This window comes from Pseudomonas sp. PDM17, from assembly GCF_014851985.1.
GTDB lineage: Bacteria > Pseudomonadota > Gammaproteobacteria > Pseudomonadales > Pseudomonadaceae > Pseudomonas.
On the sequence record NZ_JACVAT010000002.1, the window covers coordinates 121,086 to 136,459 of the forward strand.

Annotated in this window: 15 protein-coding genes; 11 read left to right on the forward strand and 4 right to left on the reverse strand. The window is 67.3% G+C overall.

Features of this window, described 5'->3' with window-relative positions; translation table 11 throughout:
• Window positions 1–20 precede the first annotated feature (20 nt).
• The gene (locus tag IB256_RS06425) at window positions 21–623 is read right to left on the reverse strand and encodes a helix-turn-helix domain-containing protein (RefSeq protein WP_192401731.1); all 603 of its coding nucleotides are present in this window, start codon (window positions 621–623) and stop codon (window positions 21–23) included.
• Window positions 624–675: 52 nt separating this feature from the next.
• On the opposite strand from IB256_RS06425, the gene rhtA reads away from it, so the two are divergent.
• Window positions 676–1,551, forward strand: coding sequence for a threonine/homoserine exporter RhtA (gene rhtA, locus IB256_RS06430; RefSeq protein WP_081516750.1), 876 nt, complete (start codon window positions 676–678; stop codon window positions 1,549–1,551).
• 143 nt (window positions 1,552–1,694) lie between these two features.
• On the opposite strand, the gene IB256_RS06435 is transcribed toward rhtA, so the two are convergent.
• Window positions 1,695–3,098 carry an MATE family efflux transporter gene (locus tag IB256_RS06435; protein WP_192401733.1) on the reverse strand — a complete coding sequence of 468 codons (1,404 nt, stop codon included), beginning with the start codon at window positions 3,096–3,098 and terminating at the stop codon, window positions 1,695–1,697.
• A 143-nt stretch (window positions 3,099–3,241) separates the two neighbouring features.
• On the opposite strand from IB256_RS06435, the gene pdxB reads away from it, so the two are divergent.
• On the forward strand, window positions 3,242–4,390 hold the full coding sequence (pdxB, locus tag IB256_RS06440; protein ID WP_192295177.1) for a 4-phosphoerythronate dehydrogenase PdxB: 1,149 nt from the start codon (window positions 3,242–3,244) through the stop codon (window positions 4,388–4,390).
• A gap of 21 nt (window positions 4,391–4,411) precedes the next feature.
• On the opposite strand, the gene IB256_RS06445 is transcribed toward pdxB, so the two are convergent.
• Complete coding sequence (locus tag IB256_RS06445) at window positions 4,412–4,594, reverse strand: PA1571 family protein (protein ID WP_192295178.1); 183 nt, start codon at window positions 4,592–4,594, stop codon at window positions 4,412–4,414.
• Between the two features lie 247 nt (window positions 4,595–4,841).
• Between IB256_RS06445 and IB256_RS06450 the strand changes: the two genes are divergently transcribed.
• The 8 genes from IB256_RS06450 (at window position 4,842) to ubiM (ending at window position 13,368) form a co-directional block, all read left to right on the forward strand.
• Complete coding sequence (locus IB256_RS06450; RefSeq protein WP_192295179.1) at window positions 4,842–5,978, forward strand: ATP-NAD kinase family protein; 1,137 nt, start codon at window positions 4,842–4,844, stop codon at window positions 5,976–5,978.
• Between the two features lie 254 nt (window positions 5,979–6,232).
• Window positions 6,233–6,634, forward strand: coding sequence for a GFA family protein (locus tag IB256_RS06455; RefSeq protein ID WP_192401735.1), 402 nt, complete (start codon window positions 6,233–6,235; stop codon window positions 6,632–6,634).
• A 49-nt stretch (window positions 6,635–6,683) separates the two neighbouring features.
• Window positions 6,684–7,799, forward strand: a complete 1,116-nt coding sequence (locus IB256_RS06460; protein ID WP_192223097.1) for a saccharopine dehydrogenase family protein — start codon at window positions 6,684–6,686, stop codon at window positions 7,797–7,799.
• A 165-nt stretch (window positions 7,800–7,964) separates the two neighbouring features.
• Window positions 7,965–8,522, forward strand: coding sequence for an FMN reductase (gene msuE, locus IB256_RS06465; protein WP_081516756.1), 558 nt, complete (start codon window positions 7,965–7,967; stop codon window positions 8,520–8,522).
• Window positions 8,523–8,532: 10 nt separating this feature from the next.
• A complete protein-coding gene (gene ssuD, locus IB256_RS06470) occupies window positions 8,533–9,678 on the forward strand; it encodes an FMNH2-dependent alkanesulfonate monooxygenase (RefSeq protein WP_081516757.1) in 1,146 nt (381 codons plus the stop codon).
• Between the two features lie 72 nt (window positions 9,679–9,750).
• On the forward strand, window positions 9,751–10,956 hold the full coding sequence (locus IB256_RS06475) for an acyl-CoA dehydrogenase family protein (protein ID WP_192401737.1): 1,206 nt from the start codon (window positions 9,751–9,753) through the stop codon (window positions 10,954–10,956).
• A complete protein-coding gene (locus IB256_RS06480; RefSeq protein ID WP_045207883.1) occupies window positions 10,953–12,071 on the forward strand; it encodes a sigma-54 interaction domain-containing protein in 1,119 nt (372 codons plus the stop codon). Before IB256_RS06475 ends, IB256_RS06480 begins: the two co-directional genes overlap by 4 nt.
• Before the next feature lie 124 nt (window positions 12,072–12,195).
• The gene (gene ubiM, locus IB256_RS06485) at window positions 12,196–13,368 is read left to right on the forward strand and encodes a 5-demethoxyubiquinol-8 5-hydroxylase UbiM (RefSeq protein WP_192401739.1); all 1,173 of its coding nucleotides are present in this window, start codon (window positions 12,196–12,198) and stop codon (window positions 13,366–13,368) included.
• Window positions 13,369–13,546: 178 nt separating this feature from the next.
• On the opposite strand, the gene sfnG is transcribed toward ubiM, so the two are convergent.
• Window positions 13,547–14,641 carry a dimethylsulfone monooxygenase SfnG gene (sfnG, locus tag IB256_RS06490; protein WP_192401741.1) on the reverse strand — a complete coding sequence of 365 codons (1,095 nt, stop codon included), beginning with the start codon at window positions 14,639–14,641 and terminating at the stop codon, window positions 13,547–13,549.
• Between the two features lie 297 nt (window positions 14,642–14,938).
• On the opposite strand from sfnG, the gene IB256_RS06495 reads away from it, so the two are divergent.
• Window positions 14,939–15,259, forward strand: coding sequence for a DUF2025 family protein (locus IB256_RS06495; RefSeq protein ID WP_081516762.1), 321 nt, complete (start codon window positions 14,939–14,941; stop codon window positions 15,257–15,259).
• The last annotated feature ends 115 nt before the right edge of the window (window positions 15,260–15,374 follow it).

A 15,374-nucleotide genomic window follows, 5' to 3' on the forward strand; every position in this document is an offset into this window, starting at 1 on the left:
GGCGCGACTGTCAGCAGTAATCAGTTCACAACGTTCCGCACAAACCGCACCAGCACATCCCCATGGTTCTGGTAGGAAAACGGCTGGTTGCTCTTGAATACGTGGAAACCGCCGGCGTCGACCTCCACCGTTTCATCGGCAAGGACGATGGTCAGCCGGCCTTCGATGACATAGGCCATGTCGTACCAGCCTTCGGCATCGGGCTCGGCGTTGTAGCGGTCGCCGGGGGCGAGCGTCCAGTGCCAGAGCTCGGCCTGGCGGGTGGCGGGGGTGCTGGCGAGGAGGGTGCCGCGGCTGTCGGCCTGTTGGCCGCCCCAGGCGACGGCGTCGACGCGGGACAGGCCGCCGGTGGATGGCGGGCGAACCAGGTCGGCGAAGGTGACTGTCAAAGCGGCGGCGATGCGGTCGAGGGTGGCGAGGCTGACGTTGGTGTCGCCGCTCTCGATGCCGACCAGCATCCGCCGGCTGACGCCCGATGCCTTGGCCAGCGCGTCCTGGCTGAAGCCGGCATTGCGGCGGTGCGTCTTCACGTTATCGGCGACGTGCACCAGCACGCTGGGACGTTCGGAAGGAGTGGGCAGTATATTGCTCATTCTGGCCTTTTTGCGCATTATGTTGCGCATAACAGTCAACCAAGAAATCCCAACCGTTGCAACGCCTGTTCAGGTCCGCATCATGCCTCGCTCTCGCTTTATTTCCACTGCCTTCCCCATTCTCATCCTGATCGTGTCCATGGCCTCGATCCAGACCGGCGCATCGGTCGCCAAGAGCCTGTTCCCGGTGCTCGGCGCCGAAGGCGTGACCTCCATGCGCCTGATCTTCGCGGCCATCCTCCTGCTGGCGATCCTCCGCCCGTGGCGCACCTCTCTGCGCGGCAAGCCGCTCAAGCCGCTGTTCATCTACGGCGTGACGCTGGGCCTGATGAACCTGACCTTCTACATGGCGCTGCAGACCATTCCGCTGGGCGTTGCCGTGGCGCTGGAGTTCACCGGGCCGCTGGCAGTCGCGCTGTTCTATTCGCGCAAGCCGATCGACTTCCTGTGGATCGCCATCGCCGTGGTCGGCCTCGGCCTGCTTCTGCCGATCGCCGACTTCGGCCACGGCATCGACCCCAAGGGCGCCGCGCTGGCGCTGGGGGCGGGCGTCTGCTGGGGGCTCTACATCATCTTCGGCCAGCGCGCCGGTAACGACCTGGGCGCACAGGGCGCTGCGCTGGGCATCAGCATCGCGGCGATCTGCGTAGCGCCCATCGGCCTTGCGCACAGCGGCATGGCGCTGTTCGACATCAGCCTGTTCCCGGCGTTGCTGGGCGTGGCGATCCTCTCCAGCGCCTTGCCCTACACCCTGGAGATGGTGGCGCTGACTCGCCTGCCGGCGCGGACTTTCGGCACCCTGATGAGTATCGAGCCGGCCTTCGGCGCGCTGTCCGGTCTGGTGTTCCTGGGCGAGCAGCTGACTTCGCACCAGTGGATCGCCATCGGCGCGATCATCGTCGCCTCGGTGGGCACGACGCTGAGCAGCCGGCCGAAGCCGGCGCTGGTTACCGACTGATCCTCCCTGCACTACGAAGAAGCCGCCCTTGGGCGGCTTTTTGCTTTTGTAGGATGGGTGGAGCGCCATCCTACGCAGTGTTTTTCTTGCACGACTCCCAAATAAAAAAGCCGCCCTCGGGCGGCTTTCTGCGTTGTGGGCGATCAGCCCTCCGTGCGCATCTCGTTCAGCACGATCTGCCGCTTGGCGCTGCGCGAAAGGCGGATGCACAGCATTACCGCGGCGCAGGTCAGACCGACGATCAGGCCCTCCCAAAGGCCGCGCGGGCCGGTGGGCTCCTGCAGCCAGTGGGCGAGGCCGAGGCTGTAGCCCACCGGCAGGCCGATGCCCCAGTAGGCGAACAGGGTCATGATCATGGTCGCGCGGGTGTCCTGGTAGCCGCGCAGGGCGCCGGCGGCGGTGACCTGCACGGCGTCGGAGAACTGGAACAGCGCCGAGAACACCAGCAGCGTGGCGGCCAGCGCCAGTACGTCCGGGTCCTGCGTATAGAGCCCGGCGATATGCTCACGCATCAGCAGCATGCCGCTGGCGGAAATGCAGGCGTACGCCAGCGCCGCGCCCATGCCCACGCCGGCAGCGAAACGAGCATCGCGCGGCGCACCGGCACCGAGCGACTGCCCCACGCGGACGGTCACGGCCATGGCCAGCGAGTAGGGGATCATGAACACCAGTGCGCTGAAGTTCAGCGCCACCTGGTGGCCCGCCACCACTTTCTCGCCGAGTTCGCCGATCAGCAGGGCGATCACCGAGAAGATGCTGGACTCGGCGAACACCGCGATGCCAATGGGCAGGCCGACCCCTACGAGGCTGCCGATCACCTGCGGCTTCGGCAGCTCCCAGTGGCTGAACAGCAGGCTCGGCTTGTAGACCTTCGCCCAGTTCACCCAGACCAGCATGCCCAGCAGCATGAACCACATCACCGAGCCGGTGGCCCAGCCGCAGCCGGGGCCGCCCAGCGCCGGGAAGCCGAGGTGGCCGTAGATCAGCACATAGTTGATCGGGATGTTCAGCATCAGTCCGCAGATGCCCAGCACCATGCTTGGCCGGGTGCGCCCCAGGCCATCGCTGAAGCAGCGCAGCACATGATACAGCGCCACCGCCGGCAGGCCGCAGGCGATGCCGCGCAGGTAGAAGCAGCTCGGCTCGATCAGCGCTTCCTCGACCTTCATCGCCCGCAGCACCGGCTCGGAGAGCAGCCACAGCGTCGCCCCCGCCAGCGGGCCGACCAGCAGTGCCAGCCACAGCGCCTGGCGCACCAGCGGGCCGGTGCCGGCCTGGTCGCCCGCGCCGTAGCGCTGGGCCACCTTGGCGGTGGTAGCGAGCAGGGTGCCGGTCATCAGCAGGAAGATCGGAATCCAGATCGAGTTGCCCAGTGCCACCGCGGCCAGATCGCGCGGGCCCACGCTGCCGGCCATCACCGCATCGACGAAGCCCATGGCGGTGGTTGCCAGCTGGGCGATCATGATGGGCGCTGCGAGGGTCAGCAGTTCCTTGAGTTCGGTGGCGGTGCGCCGTCCGCGGGAGACGGGCTGGGTGAGGCTGGTCACGGCTTTCCTTGGCAGAAGAAATGAACGGGAAGCCGGCCAGTTTAAGGGCTGTCCGCCCGGGCAGCAAAGCCTGGCGTGTGTGGCGCGGGACCGCGCGCAACGGCGCTGGTAAAGTAGCCGGTGTCGATTTATGGAGTCAGCCCATGCGTATCCTTGCCGATGAAAACATTCCCCTGGTCGAAGCCTTCTTCGGCGCCCATGGCGACATCCGTCGCCTGCCCGGACGCGGGATCGACCGCGCGGCCCTGGGCGATGCCGAAGTATTACTGGTGCGCTCGGTGACGGACGTCAGCCGTGAGCTGCTCCAGGGCAGCCAGGTGAAGTTCGTCGGCACCTGCACCATCGGCACCGATCACCTGGACCTCGAGTACTTCGCCGAGGCTGGCATCGCCTGGTCCAGCGCGCCGGGTTGCAACGCCCGCGGCGTGGTGGACTGGGTGCTGGGCAGCCTGCTGGCGCTGGCCGAAGTGCATGGCGCCAAGTTATCCGAACGCCGCTATGGCGTGATCGGCGCGGGGCAGGTGGGTGGTCGCCTGGTGGACGTGCTGCGCGGGCTGGGTTGGGACGTGCGCGTCTGCGACCCGCCGCGCGCCGCCGCCGAAGGGGGTGATTTCCGCAGTCTGGAAGAAGTGCTGCGCGAGTGCGACGTGATCAGCCTGCACACGCCGCTGACCCGCGAAGGCGAAAACCCGACGCGCCACCTGATCGACGCGCAGCGCCTCAAGGCATTGCGCCCCGGCGCCTGGCTGATCAATGCCAGCCGGGGCGGTGTGGTCGACAACACGGCGCTGCGCATCCACCTGGAGTCCGGCGCGGATATCGACGTGGCGCTGGACGTCTGGGAAGGCGAGCCGGAAGTGAACGTGCAACTGGCCCATCACTGCCGTATCGCCACCCCACACATCGCCGGCTACAGCCTGGATGGCAAGTTGCGCGGCACGGCGCAGATCTACGAGGCGTTCTGCGCCTGGCAGCGTTGCGAGCCGGCCGTCGACCTCGACGACCTGCTGCCGGCGCAATGGCTGGCAGAACTGAGTCTGAAAGAGGAATGCGATCCGGACTGGGCGCTGGCGATGCTCTGCCGCGCGGTGTACGACCCGCGCAGCGATGACGCCAATTTCCGTCGCAGTCTGATCGGAGACACCCAGACCCGGCGCGCGGCTTTCGACGCGCTGCGCAAGCACTACCCGCCGCGCCGGGAAATCACCGGGTTGTGGGTAGACATCCAGGGCGATTCGCCGCGCCTGGAAAGCCTGCTGACCGCGCTGGGGGCCAACCGGGTCGGGGAGTAGGGCGGACGCGCCGCCGCGCCTTTATTCCGCTTGGCGGCGTGGCGGCTCGCAGGTCTTGTCCAGTTCCTGGCAGGCGCGCTGGATCATGTCTTCGGTAATCGGCACTTCGCGGCCCTGGGCATCGATGATCGAACCGCCGACTGGCTGCTGCGGTTGACGCGGAGTGGGGCGGGGTGCGGATTGCTGGTGGGTTTGCAGGCTCATGGCCAATCTCCTCTACATCAGGTTCGTTGCAGTCTAGGCAGATCAGATGAAACCCCGGTGACAGAGGCGCGCAGGGCTGCGCCGAATATCCGTCACCGAAGACAGACGACCGGATGACTCGCAGATTGCGTGCCAATCGCGAGGTCCCCGGTCGTTTGCTTGTCGTTATAGTGAGTGGAGTTGCCGCTTCCCTGGTCCGACCCGGCGTTGCGCCGGTGGTTCGAAGAAGTTTCCCTCGAGGTTGAGTATGGACAGGATTCGCATAGGGCTGATCATCAATCCGCTGGCCGGTATCGGCGGCCCGACCGCGCTCAAGGGCAGCGATGGCGTGGCCGCGCTGGCCCTGGCGCGCGGCGCCGAACCACGGGCGGCGGAGCGTACGCGGGTTGCCCTGGAGCACCTGCTGCCGGTGCGCGAGCGCCTGGAATTCCTCACCTTCCCCGGCCCGATGGGCGCCGACCTGCTGGCGGACATGGGCTTTGCCTATCGCCTGGCGGGTGCCCTGGAAGAGCAGCAGAGCAGCGCGGCGGATACCCGTCACGCCGTGCAGGCGCTGCAGGAAGCCGGCGTAGCGCTGATTCTCTTTGCCGGTGGCGACGGCACCGCGCGGGATGTGGCCGAGGTGGCCCGCGAAGGCCAGCCGGTGCTGGGCATTCCTGCCGGAGTGAAGATCCACTCCGGGGTCTACACCATCAGCCCGCGCGCCGCCGGGGAACTGGCGCGGCGGCTGGTGGACGGTGGGCTGGTGCGCCTGACCCAGGGTGAAGTGCGCGATCTCGACGAGGCCGCGCTGCGCGAAGGTCGCGTCGCCGCGCGCTGGTACGCCGAACTGACGGTGCCCGAGGAAGGCCACTTCATGCAGCACGTGAAGCAGGCCGGCATGGAAACCGAGGAGCTGGTGCTTGCCGATCTTGCCGCCTGGCTGGAGGACAGCTGGGAGGACGATGTGCGTTACGTCTTCGGCCCTGGCTCGACATTGCACGGGCTGGCCGCCGACCTGCACCTGGAGACCACGCTGCTGGGCGTGGATGTGATCGAGAACGGCGAAGTGATCGCCCGCGATGTCACTGAGGCGCAGCTGTTCGAACTGGTGGACGGGCACCCGGCCTTCCTGCTGGTGACCGCCATCGGTGGGCAGGGGCACATCCTCGGCCGTGGCAACCAGCAGATCAGCCCGCGCGTGCTGCGCGCCATCGGAATTGAGCGACTGCGGGTGATTGCCACCAAGCGCAAGCTCGGCACACTCGAGGGCCGGCCGCTGCTGGTGGACAGTGGTGACGCCGGGCTGGACGCGAGCTTCCCGGCGGCGGTGCGGGTGTGGGCCGGCTACAAGGAAGAACTGCTCTATCCGCTGGGCTGGGGCAGCGAAGAACTGCCCCGTTAGTGAAAGTCCGACGCTCGGGTTCGCCCTCACCCTAACCCTCTCCCAGGGGGAGAGGGGACCGTTCGGTGCAGGGAGAGACCTTGGTTTCAGCTGGCACGGACGGCTCCCTCTCCCTCCGGGAGAGGATTGGGGTGAGGGGAAATGCAGGCACGGACATCCCCAGGGGAAGACAGTTGCTCCCACGCACGGTGGTGCAGGTAACCGAGCCTGATCTAGACTGCTTCGCTGCGCGAAACCGGAAGAAGGGGCTGGGCATGAATTCGGGCGGTTGTCTGTGCGGCGCGGTGCGCTACGAGATCAGCGGCGAGCTGGCGCCAATCCAGGTCTGCCATTGCAGCCAGTGCCGCAAGGCGCAGGGCGGGCCGTTCGCCACCAATGTCCCGGTGGCGAGTGCGGCGTTTCGTCTGCTCAGCGGCGAGTCGGAGCTGGCCGAGTACCGCGCCACGCCGGAAAAGAAACGCGTGTTCTGCCGCACCTGCGGCTCGCCCATCTACAGCGCTCGCGATGCGCTGCCGGACACTTTGCGGGTGCGGGCGGGAACCCTGGACGAGCCCGTGCGGACAAAGCTCGAAGCACATTACTACGTCGACTCCCGCGCCAGCTGGTGGCCGCTGGAGGACAATCTGCCCCATCACGGGGGCGCCAGGTCGGGATGAAGGAGCTGGCACCGCCAGCAGCAGTCAGGGAGCAATAAGGTCAGTGGCAATGGAACGGAAATTTCGCGTGCTGGTGCTGGGCGGTTACGGCAACTTCGGCAGCCTGATCGTGCATCGCCTCAGCGGCATCGAAGGCATCCGCGTGCTGGTCGGCGGGCGCGACCAGCGCCGCGCCAATGAACTGGCCGCGCAGGTGGGCGGCGAGGCGGTGTGCCTGGACATGAACCAGCCGACGCTGGCCGGCCGCCTCAATGAACTGAAGGTCGACCTGGTGATTTCCACCGCCGGGCCGTTCCAGGGTCAGGACTATCGCGTTGCCCGCGCTGCCATCGGCGCTCGCGCCCATTACATCGATCTGGCCGACGCCCGCCAGTTCGTCTGCGGCATCCACGAACTCGACCGCGCCGCACGCAGCGCGGGGGTGCTGGTATGCAGCGGCGCCAGTTCGGTGCCTGCTCTGGCGGCCTCGGTGATCGACGATCTGTTGCCACGCTTCCAGCGGCTGGACAGCATCCACCACGGCATCAGCTCCTCGGCGAAGATTCCCGGCCAGGCCACGGTCTCCGCGGTGCTGGGCTACTGCGGCAAACCTTTGCGCCAGTGGCGCCAGGGGCGCTGGCAGGACGTACACGGCTGGCAGGGGCTGAATCGCCACCGCTTTCCCGCCCCGCTGGGCAAACGCTGGCTGGCCCACTGTGATGTACCGGACCTCGACCTGTTCCCGCAGCGCTACCCCGGTGTGCAGGACGTGCGTTTCTCCGCCGGCCTCGGCCTGAAGCTCACCCAGTTCGGCACCTGGGGACTGTCGTGGCTGGTGCGCGCCGGGCTGGTGAAGGACGCTGCGCGCCTGGGCGCCAGCCTGCACCGCCTGGCTGTGGCGATGCAGCCATTGGGCGATGGGCGCAGCGGCATGTTCGTCCACCTGCAGGGCGTCGATGGCGACGGCAAACCCCTGGCGCTGTGCTGGGAAATTCTCGCGCATCAGGACCACGGCCCGAACATCCCCTGCATGGCGGCGGTGGCGCTGGCGCGCAAGCTCGCCGCCGGGCAGTTGCGGCAGCGCGGCGCGACCCCCTGTATCGGCCTGCTCACCACGGATGAATACGTGGCCGAACTGGAAGGGCTGGACATCTCCCAGGGGCTGCGCGAACTGGCTGCGCATTGATAGCAGACTGTTGCCCAGGCAACAGTCGATCAGCAGCGTTGTTGCCTGAGTGACATGAAGCGCCGGAAAAACCGGCTGAAGTGCCCGAAAATCATACATTTCCCTGTTGGTACGGCCCTTGCTCAAGGCTTCTGTACCTAGCGCAACAGTCAACAGGGAAAACCCATGACCAGCCCCATCAAAGTGGTCGCCGTCTCCGGCGGCACCTATCGCCCCTCGCGCACCCTGGTGCTCACCCAGGCCGTGCTCGACGCCCTCGGCGAGCAGCTTCCGGTAGAAGCCCGAGTCATCGAACTGGCCGACATCGCCCGCCCGCTGGGCGCCGCGCTGTCGCGCCAGGAACTGTCCGCCGAGCTGGAAGCCACCCTGCGCGAGATCGAGACCGCCGACCTGCTGGTGGTGGCCTCGCCGGTCTACCGCGGCTCCTATCCGGGCCTGCTCAAGCACCTGTTCGACCTGGTGGACATGAATGCCCTGATCGACACCCCGGTGCTGCTCGCGGCCACCGGCGGCAGCGAGCGCCACGCGCTGGTCCTCGATCATCAGCTGCGCCCGCTGTTCAGCTTCTTCCAGTCGATCACGCTGCCGATCGGTGTGTACGCCAGCGAGGCGGACTTCGCCAACTACCAGATCACCAGCGACACCCTGCGCGCCCGCATCCAGCTGGCCGCCGAGCGCGCCGCGCCGCTGTTCGCCCGTCCGCAACTGCGCAAGACCGCCTGAGGAGCCTTCGATGAATGTGTTCTGGTTCCTGCCCACCCACGGCGACGGCCACTTCCTCGGCACCAGCGAGGGCGCGCGCCCGGTGTCGCTGCCGTACCTCAAGCAGATCGCCCAGGCCGCAGATTCCCTGGGCTACTACGGCGTGCTGATTCCCACCGGGCGCTCCTGCGAGGACTCCTGGGTGGTCGCCTCGGCCCTGGCGCCGCTCACCGAACGCCTGCGTTACCTGGTGGCGATCCGTCCGGGAATCATCTCGCCGACCGTTTCCGCGCGCATGGCCGCGACCCTGGATCGCCTCTCCGGCGGGCGCCTGCTGATCAACGTGGTCACCGGCGGCGACCCGGATGAAAACCGTGGCGACGGCATCCACCTCAGCCATGCCGAGCGCTACGAAGTCACCGACGAATTCCTGCGTATCTGGCGCCGCGTGCTGCAGGGCGAATCCGTGGACTTCGCCGGCAAGCACCTGCAGGTAGAGAACGCCAAGGCGCTCTATCCGCCGATCCAGAAGCCTTATCCGCCGCTGTACTTCGGCGGCTCCTCGGCCGAGGCCCACGACCTGGCCGCCGAGCAGGTCGACGTCTACCTGACCTGGGGCGAGCCGCCGCAAGCGGTCGCGCAGAAGATCGCCGACGTCCGCGAGAAGGCCGCGAAGCAGGGGCGCAGCGTGAAGTTCGGCATTCGCCTGCACGTGATCGTCCGCGAGACCGCCGAGGAAGCCTGGCAGGCCGCCGACAGGCTGATCGCCAACATCTCCGACGAGACCATCAGCAATGCGCAGAAGTCCTTCGCCCGCTTCGACTCCGAAGGCCAGCGGCGCATGGCTGCGCTGCACGGCGGGCGCCGCGACCAGCTGGAGATCTACCCCAACCTCTGGGCCGGTGTCGGCCTGGTCCGTGGTGGCGCCGGCACCGCGCTGGTGGGCGACCCGCAGCAGGTGGCCGAGCGCATCAGGGAGTACGCGGACCTCGGCATCGACAGCTTCATCTTCTCCGGCTACCCGCATCTGGAAGAGGCCTATCGCTTCGCCGAGCTGGTTTTCCCGCTGCTTCCTGAGCCCTACGCCAGCCTTGCCGGGCGCGGCGTGACCAACCTCACCGGGCCCTTTGGCGAAATGATCGCCAACGATGTGCTGCCCGGACGCAAGGCCGGCTGACCCGGCTCTCCGCGCCCCGACTTGCCGGGCACAGGCCCGGCTTGCCCTGAACAGACTCAAGAGGAAGCGAGCGTGAACGCCAAGACGCGTCTCGACGCACAGACATCCGGACAGTTCGAAGCGACTCCCGGACAGATTGCCCAGCGCCTGGCCGCCGGTTTCGCCGAAACCGCCGCCGAGCGCGATATCCGTGGCGGCACGCCGAAGGCCGAGCGCGACGCGCTGCGCCAGAGCGGCCTGCTGTCGCTGATCATCCCCAGCGAGTACGGCGGCCTGGGTGCCGACTGGAGCACCACGCTGGACATCGTCCGCCAGTTCGCCGTGGCCGACAGCTCCATCGCCCACGTATTCGGTTTCCAGCACCTGATGCTGGCCACCGTGCGCCTGTTTTCCCGCCCCGAGCAGTGGCAGCCGTGGTTCGAGCTGACCGCGCGCAATCAATGGTTCTGGGGCAACGCACTGAACCCGCTGGACACCCGCACCGTGTCGCGCAGCTTCGCCGGCTGGCGCGAATTTTCCGGGCGCAAGAGCTTCTGCTCCGGCGCGCTGGATTCGCAGATGCTCATCGCCTCGGCGCTGGACGGCGAGGGCGGCAAGCTGCTGATCGCCGCCATCCCCACCGCGCGCAGCGGCATCAGCCTGGCCCACGACTGGGACAACATGGGCCAGCGCCAGACCGACAGCGGCAGCGCTACCTTCGAGCGCGTGCGGGTGGAGGAGAGCGAGCTGCTGCTCGATCCGGGCCCGCTGAGCACACCCTTCGCCTGCCTGCGTCCGTTGATCGCCCAGCTGATCTTCAGCCACATCTTCCTCGGCATCGCCGAAGGCGCGTTCGAGGAAGCGCGGCAGTACACGCTCAAGGAAGCCCGCCCGTGGTTCCGCGCCAGCGTCCCCACGGTGGGTGAGGACCCTTACGTGCTCGCGCACTACGGCGAGTTCTGGGTCGGCCTGGAAAGCACCCGCCTGCTGGTGCGCCGTGCCGCACAACTGCTCGACGAAGCCTGGAACAAGGGCGCCGCGCTGGACGCCGAGGAGCGTGGCCGGCTGGCCGTGGCCATCGCTACCGCCAAGGTGGCGGCGACCCGCAACGGCCTGGAAATCTGCAACCGCCTGTTCGAAGTCACCGGCGCGCGCTCCACCCACGCCGCGCTGCGCATCGACCGCTACTGGCGCAACCTGCGCACCCAGACCCTGCACGACCCAGTGGACTACAAGGTCCGCGAGCTGGGCGACTGGGCGCTGAATCAGCAACTGCCGCAACCGACTTTCTACTCATGAACGCGACCACACCCGAGGGTCTGCTGACCCTGCCCAAATCCCCCGCGCTGGCCACCTCCATCCGCGCCACGGCACAGGTCTTCGAGGACCCGAAGTCCCAGGCGCTGCTCGACCACTTGCAGCAGGTTGCGCCCAGCGAGGCCAGCGTGCTGATCATCGGCGAGACCGGCACCGGCAAGGAGCTGGTGGCGCGGCACATCCACAACCTCAGTGCGCGGCGCGGCGGTCCGTTCGTGGCGGTGAACTGCGGGGCCTTCTCCGAATCCCTGGTGGAGGCCGAGCTGTTCGGCCACGAGAAGGGTGCCTTCACCGGCGCGCTGGCGGCCAAGGCCGGCTGGTTCGAGGAGGCTAACGGCGGCACGCTGTTCCTCGACGAGATCGGCGACCTGCCGATGCCGATCCAGGTCAAGCTGCTGCGCGTGCTACAGGAGCGCGAGGTGGTACGCCTGGGCTCGCGCAAGAGCATCCCGATCAACGTGCGAGTGCTGGCGGCCACCAACGTGCAGTTGGAGAAAGCGATCAACGCCGGGCACTTCCGCGAGGACCTCTACTACCGGCTCAACGTGGTCAGCCTGGAGCTGTCGCCGCTGCGCGAGCGGCCCGGCGACATTCTCCCGCTGACCCGCCACTTCATCGCCGAATACAGCCGCCGCTTGGGCTACGGGCAGAGCCAGCTGAGCGCCGAGGCCGCGCAGAAGCTGCGCAGCTACTCGTGGCCGGGCAATATCCGCGAGCTGGAAAACGTCATCCACCACACGCTGCTGATCTGCCGCGACGGCGTGGTCCGCGCGGAGGACCTGCACCTCTCCAACCTGCGTATCGAACGCAGCGAGGAGCCACGGCTGGAGTCCCTCGGCGCCGAGCAGATTCTCCAGCAGGCGTTCCAACGGCTGTTCGAGGAGCAGGGCGGCAACCTGCACGCGCGGGTGGAAGACGCGCTGCTGCGCGCGGCCTATCGTTTCTGCCACTGCAATCAGGTACACACCGCCAACCTGCTCGGCCTGAGCCGCAACGTCACGCGCACTCGGCTGATCGAGATCGGCGAGCTGGTAGTGAACAAGCGCCGAGGCGCGGCGGTGATCGACCCGCAGCGGGGCGTGCGGCTGTCGATCTAGCCCGCTCTGTTCGGGCCCGTCTATTTGGAGGTATTCGCCGCGGGCCACTGATCCACGGCAACGAAACGGGCCAGTGGCCAGCCTAGACTCCGGGACCGCCCATCCCTCGCGAAAGGAGTCTCCCATGCACGTGGACATCGCCATCGTCGGCGCCGGCCCCGCCGGGCTTTGCCTGGCCCGCTCGCTGTCGGGCAACGGCCTGTCGATCCTGCTGATCGACCGCCAGCCACTGTCTGCCGTGTCCGAGCCCGCCGAGGACGGCCGGGAGATCGCCCTGACCCACGCTTCCCGCGCCGAGCTGCAGCGGCTGGGCATGTGGTCGCGGATCGACCCGGAGGAAGTCTCGCCACTGCGCGATGCCCAGGTGCTCAATGGCCCCTCGCTGTTCACCCTGCGCATCGAGGCCGAGCACGCCGGCGCCCAGCAGCTGGGCTACTTCGTATCCAACCAGATGATCCGCCGCGCCGCCTTCGACGCGGTGCACGAATGCGCGGACGTCTCGCTGGTCTGTGGTCGTGCTCTGCGCGCGCTGCAGGTGCAGCAGGATGGTGTGTCGCTGACCCTGGACGATGACAGCCGCGTCCACGCGCGCCTGCTGGTGGCGGCCGACAGCCGCTTCTCCGAGACCCGCCGCATGCTCGGCATCGGCGCGCACATGGAAGACTTCGGCAAGACCATGATGGTCTGCCGCATGGCCCACGAAAAACCGCATCACAACGTCGCCTGGGAATGGTTCGGCTACGGCCAGACCCTGGCGTTGCTGCCGATCAACGGCGACCGTTCTTCGGTGGTCCTGACTCTGCCGCAGCGCGAGATGACGCCGCTGCTGGAACTGGACGAGAAGGCCTTTGCCCACGAGATGGAGCGCCGCTTCGACCGCCGCCTGGGCGGCATGCAGCTGCTCGGCCCGCGCCACAGCTACCCGCTGGTGGGCGTGTACTCGGACCGCTTCGTCGGCCCGCGCAGCGCGCTGATCGGCGATGCTGCCGTCGGCATGCACCCGGTCACCGCCCACGGCTTCAACTTCGGCCTGCAGAGCCAGCGCCGGCTGGCCAATGAAATCCTCGCGACCCATCGCCGTGGCGGCGATATCGGCGGCACCTGGCCGCTGCGCCGTTACGCCATGGCTCATCGCCTGGCGACCTGGCCGCTGTACCAGGCCACCCGGCTGATCGTCGGCATGTACACCGATCCGCGCCCGCCGGTGCGCCTGCTGCGCAACGCCGGCCTGCGCCTGGCGCAGAGCCTGCCGCCGCTGCGCACGGCGATAGCCAGACATCTGACTCAGGGGGCCTGAACGTAGGTGCTTGCCTGTAGGGCGGATAACGCCGTAGGCGTTATCCGCCCTACAGGGCTGACGTAAAAGCGTTCGCGAGCAAGCTCGCTCCTACAATCGCCGAGCCGCTCGGTGCGCTTTTCGTAGGACCGAGGGGGACGCCTAGTTCTTGCTCGCGAACGACTGGGCACCTGACGTCTCAGGCCGCCTCGGTCTGCCGTGCCTTCTTACGTTCCAGTTCGCGCACCAGTGGCAGCACCTTCTCGCCGAAGTAGCGCACTTCTTCCTGGAAGTGCAGGAAGCCCGTCAACACCAGGTCCACACCCACCGCCTTGAGCGCGACGATGCGTTCGGCGATCTGCTGTGGCGTGCCGATCAGGTTGGTCTTGAAGCCATCGTTGTACTGCACCAGGTCCTCGAAGCTGGATTTCGCCCAGTTGCCTTCGCCCTCCGGCGAGGCGGCGCCGGCTTGCTTGGCAGCGTGGCCGAAGGCGTTCACCGCTTCAGGGTCGGCCTTGTCGATGATCTCGGCGAGCACTGCGCGGGCTTCCTCCTCGGTATCGCGGGCGATGACGAAGGCGTTCACCCCGATCTTCACCGCGTGTCCGTTGGCCGTGGCCTTTTCGCGGATGTCGTCCACCTGTGCCTTGATCCCTTCCACGCTGTTGCCGTTGGTGAAGTACCAGTCGGAGACTCGTGAAGCCATGTCTCGCGCGGCCCGTGAGCTGCCGCCCTGGAAGATTTCCGGGTGCGGGCGCTGCAGTGGCCGGGGCTTCAGGTTGTAGTCGTGGAAGCGGTAGAAGTCGCCGTGGAAGCTGAAGTTGTCCTGGGTCCAGATGCCCTTCAGGGCGCGGATAAATTCCTCCGAGCGGCGGTAGCGCTCGTCATGCTCCAGCCAGGGTTCGCCGATGGCCTGGAACTCTCCCTTGAACCAGCCGCTGACGATGTTCACTGCGATGCGTCCAGCGGTGAGCTGGTCGATGGTCGCCAGTTGCTTGGCCGCCAGCGCGGGCGTCCACGGGCCGGGGAGGATGGCGGCGATCACCTTGAGCTTTTCCGTAGCGCCCAGCAGGGCGTGGCTGAAGGCTACCGACTCGTGCTGGTACTCGGCGCCGTAGCCGGCGGTGAAGCGGATCTGCGTCAGCGCGTAGTCGAACCCGGCCTCCTCGGCGATGCGCGCGAGCTGGCGGTTGTAGTCGATGTCCCAGTGGGTGCGCTGCTCGATCTTGCTGACCACCAGGCCTCCACTGACGTTCGGGACCCAGTAGGCGAAGCGGATCGGTTGTTGGCTCATGGCTCGGGCTCCTCGGGGCTGCACAGCGGCGAAGGTGCCGCAGGCTGTGCAGAGCGAAAGCCGTGCCACGCGGGAAATTCCCGGCGGATCAGCAGCTTGGCGTTTGGCCAGGACAGCGGCGGGTGTTCCGCACGGCGCACAGCTGCTGGGCAAGTGTTGGTCAGGCAACAGCGACGGGTGCGACAACCGGCCCCTGAGCAGGCGCCGGCAAGGCTGTCAGAATTCGAAGTTCACCTGCTCACAGAAGCGGGGACCTCCTGCGTGCGAATCCATAACAGAACAAATCCAGGGGGCAGCATGGCCATTACTTCCAGCGATATCTGCAACGCCGCCGACGGGCTGTCCGGCTTCGTCGGCTTCAATCTCAAGACCGGCAAGTACATCGTGCGTTTCAGCGAGGATTCTTTCGGCATGGACGTGGCCGAGGACAGCATCCGCCCCGCCTGCGAGTTCGTCTGGGCACCGAAGAACGGCGTGGTGATGACCCTGAGCCGCGAGTGCCTGCAGATTCTCGCCGAGCAGAACATCCACGACCGCCTGAACCTCAACGAGGCGCTGCTGACCTACCTGCGTCGCACCGACCTGCCGGAGATCGCCGCCGAGCGTTGCCTGAAGTGATCACCACGCCCGCGCGCCGGGCGTTCGCAGGGGCGGGGAAGCGCCGGGCAGCGCGAAGCCGGGGAGGGGTTCGCGGGCCCGCTCCTGCAGAAACCGGGATATCGGGACCAGCCAG

Coding starts and splice junctions, on each gene's coding strand:
- IB256_RS06425 (WP_192401731.1), bottom strand. CDS start 623: ATGCGCAACATAATGCGCAAAAAGGCCAGAATGAGCAATATACTGCCC.
- rhtA (WP_081516750.1), top strand. CDS start 676: ATGCCTCGCTCTCGCTTTATTTCCACTGCCTTCCCCATTCTCATCCTG.
- pdxB (WP_192295177.1), top strand. CDS start 3,242: ATGCGTATCCTTGCCGATGAAAACATTCCCCTGGTCGAAGCCTTCTTC.
- IB256_RS06445 (WP_192295178.1), bottom strand. CDS start 4,594: ATGAGCCTGCAAACCCACCAGCAATCCGCACCCCGCCCCACTCCGCGT.
- IB256_RS06450 (WP_192295179.1), top strand. CDS start 4,842: ATGGACAGGATTCGCATAGGGCTGATCATCAATCCGCTGGCCGGTATC.
- IB256_RS06455 (WP_192401735.1), top strand. CDS start 6,233: ATGAATTCGGGCGGTTGTCTGTGCGGCGCGGTGCGCTACGAGATCAGC.
- IB256_RS06460 (WP_192223097.1), top strand. CDS start 6,684: ATGGAACGGAAATTTCGCGTGCTGGTGCTGGGCGGTTACGGCAACTTC.
- msuE (WP_081516756.1), top strand. CDS start 7,965: ATGACCAGCCCCATCAAAGTGGTCGCCGTCTCCGGCGGCACCTATCGC.
- ssuD (WP_081516757.1), top strand. CDS start 8,533: ATGAATGTGTTCTGGTTCCTGCCCACCCACGGCGACGGCCACTTCCTC.
- IB256_RS06480 (WP_045207883.1), top strand. CDS start 10,953: ATGAACGCGACCACACCCGAGGGTCTGCTGACCCTGCCCAAATCCCCC.
- ubiM (WP_192401739.1), top strand. CDS start 12,196: ATGCACGTGGACATCGCCATCGTCGGCGCCGGCCCCGCCGGGCTTTGC.
- sfnG (WP_192401741.1), bottom strand. CDS start 14,641: ATGAGCCAACAACCGATCCGCTTCGCCTACTGGGTCCCGAACGTCAGT.
- IB256_RS06495 (WP_081516762.1), top strand. CDS start 14,939: ATGGCCATTACTTCCAGCGATATCTGCAACGCCGCCGACGGGCTGTCC.